We start from the raw sequence: 2861 nt of genomic DNA, 5'->3' as shown, positions 1-2861 counted from the left end.
ATATTCTTTTTCTTGCTTCATCTCTTTGCCTTCTCACCGCATTTTTTTTAGCCGTCTCCAACATCAGCTTCGCAAAATCGTCCATCCTCATATTTACAGCGGCTTTTCATCTGATTTCCTTCTCTTTTATTATAAAATCATTATAACAAATTTAGATTACGTCGTTATAAATGCCATATTTACTTTATATAAAAAAGCAGTCCGCTTTTGGCAAATGCGGACTGCTTCCTTCTCTGTGCAAGAGAGAATATTTTTTAAAAAGCGTTCAAAAGCTTTTGATAACTTGCAAGCGGCCAGTATTCGTCTGCGACCAAATCTTCTGCAGTGTCAACTTTCCCTCTGATTTTAGAAAGAAGGTCAGCGCCTTCGGAAGCGAAAGCTTGAGCCGTTTCGGAAATTCCGCCATGTTCATAAGCAAGAAATTTGTCGAGCTTTGCGGTTAAAGCCCGAACATCGTCATATATCTTGACGAGCATTTCGATTTCTTTAGGGAAAGAATCCGATTTGATATTTAATTTTTCAAGTGACTTGTCGGCTTTTGCCAAAACTTTTATTTGTTTAAGCACGGCAGGCAAAAGTAAAGTGTTTACGACTTTTATCGCATATTTGTATTCTATATCTTTTATTTTTATATAATTTTCTAACTTTATTTCAATTTTTGATTCGAGTTCTCTTTTTGAAAATATTTTATACTTTTCAAAAGCTGCGATTACGTCATCTTTAAGAAAAAACTGCAAAGCCGCTGGAGTAGTCTTGGCATTAGGCAGTCCTCTTTTTTCAGCTTCTTTATGCCATTCTTGCGAATAGCCGTTCTCTTCAAATCTTACTTCTTTTGTTTCCGTTATTATCTCTTTTGTTACCTCAAGAGCAGTTTGTTTTACGTCGGATCCTTTTTTGGCTAAAATTCTTCGAATTATTTCATCAAAACCATATGTCGCCAGAAGATTTAAAGCCGTTCCTGCATCCGCAGGATTGGCCGAAGAACCCAAAGCTCTGAATTCAAATTTGTTACCGGTGAAAGCTACGGGGGAAGTCCTGTTTCTATCTGAATAATCTTTATTTACTTTTGGAAGATTCTGTACGCCTAACGTTATTTCGTTTACTTCTTTTTCATTTATAGAACCTGTTTTTTCTATCGAATCCAAAACATCGTTTACCAATTCTCCGAGATAAACGGACATAATTGCCGGAGGAGCTTCATTTGCTCCTAGCCTATGGTCGTTGCCTGCGTCCGCTACAGAAGCTCTTAAAATTCCGCCAAACTTTTTCACGCCTAAAAGCACTGCGCTGATAGTAAGAAGAAAAGTGATGTTTTTGATAGGGGACTTTGAAGGCTCAAAATAATTTATTCCCGTATTGTCGCCGATTGACCAGTTGAAATGTTTACCAGAACCGTTTACTCCCGCAAAAGGTTTTTCGTGAAGAAGCGCTGTCATGCCGTGTTTATCTGCCACTTTTTTCAGAATTTCCATAGCTTTGAGATTGTTGTCAATAGCCAAATTTTCTTCTTCGTGAAGCGGAGCAAGTTCGAACTGGTTTGGCGCAACTTCATTATGTCTTGTTTTTATTGGGATTCCGTTGCGGTACAATTCATGGTCTAAATCTTCCATAAATTCGAGAATGTTGCCTTTAATATTTCCAAAATAATGATCTTCAAGCTGCTGTCCTTTTGCAGGGGTATTGCCGAAAAGAGTTCTGCCTGTTACAGTGATGTCAGGCCTTGACTCTACCAATTTCTTTGAAAGCAGAAAATATTCCTGCTCAACACCGACAAAAACCTTTATCTGTTTTGCATTTTTATTGCCGAGAAGTTTCTGAAGCTCTATGGCTTTTTCATTCAAAGCGCTTATCGAACGCAAAAGAGGAGTTTTAAGATCTAAAACTTCGCCTGTCCATGAGAGAAAAACCGATGGTATTACCAAAGTCTTCGTTTTTCCTGCTTCAAGAAGAAAAGCCGGAGAAGTTGGATCCCACGCTGTATAACCTCTTGCTTCAAAAGTGGAGCGTATGCCTCCTGATGGGAAAGAAGAAGCGTCAGGTTCCGATTGTACCAACTGTGAGGCAGAAAACCTTTCTATTATTTCGCCATTATCCCCATAAGTTATAAAAGAATCATGTTTTTGAGCCGTACCACCTCTTTGAGGCTGAAACCAATGAGTAAAATGTGTTGCGCCGTTTTCTATAGCCCATTCTTTCATGGCATGTGCCACTTCTGCCGCTATAGACTGGTCAAGAGGTTCAAGATTGTCAACGGCCGCCGCAAGCTTTTTGTAAACGTTTTTACTTAACTTCTGTTCCATCACTTTTTTAGTGAACACTAATTCACCGTAAAAATCATGAATCGACTGCATTGGTGCTCTCCTTTTTTAGGGAATGGACTTCCCTGATATTTTTTCGTATAAAATAACATAATATTATATAAATGTCAATTTTCATAAAAATCATGTTATTTTATAATTTTTACTTTAGATTTTATTAAAAAACGCAATAACATAAATATAAAAATGAAAAAATAAAGGTGCTAAGGATAATTTTTCCTCAGCACCTTTGCCGATTTTTTATTAATTTTAATTAATTTACAAACTTATCAAAACTTTGTCAAGTATTTTGTTAAAGCTCACAAAAATAGCAATTATATATTGACACTATAAATTAAAAAAAGATTATAAAAAATATGCTAATATATTTTGCTTTCACATAAATATACAAGAGACTTAGACACATGAACAAACGACACTAAGCGGAAATCAGATGAAAAGCCGCTGTAAATATGAGGATGGACGATTTTGCGAAGCTGATGTTGGAGACGGCTAAAAAAAATGCGGTGAGAAGGCAAAGAGATGAAGCAAGAAAAAGAATAT

Annotated in this window: 1 protein-coding gene; it reads right to left on the bottom strand. The window is 36.6% G+C overall.

Features of this window, described 5'->3' with window-relative positions; all coding sequences use genetic code 11:
* Nucleotides 1-254: 254 nt before the first annotated feature.
* A complete protein-coding gene (locus LBD46_02005) occupies nucleotides 255-2351 on the bottom strand; it encodes a glutamine synthetase III (protein MDR2425949.1) in 2097 nt (698 codons plus the stop codon).
* Nucleotides 2352-2861 lie beyond the last annotated feature (510 nt).

The organism is Candidatus Endomicrobium procryptotermitis (assembly GCA_031279415.1).
In the GTDB taxonomy this organism is placed as follows: domain Bacteria; phylum Elusimicrobiota; class Endomicrobiia; order Endomicrobiales; family Endomicrobiaceae; genus Endomicrobium_B; species Endomicrobium_B procryptotermitis.
This window is presented reverse-complemented; position numbering and strand designations above follow the sequence as displayed.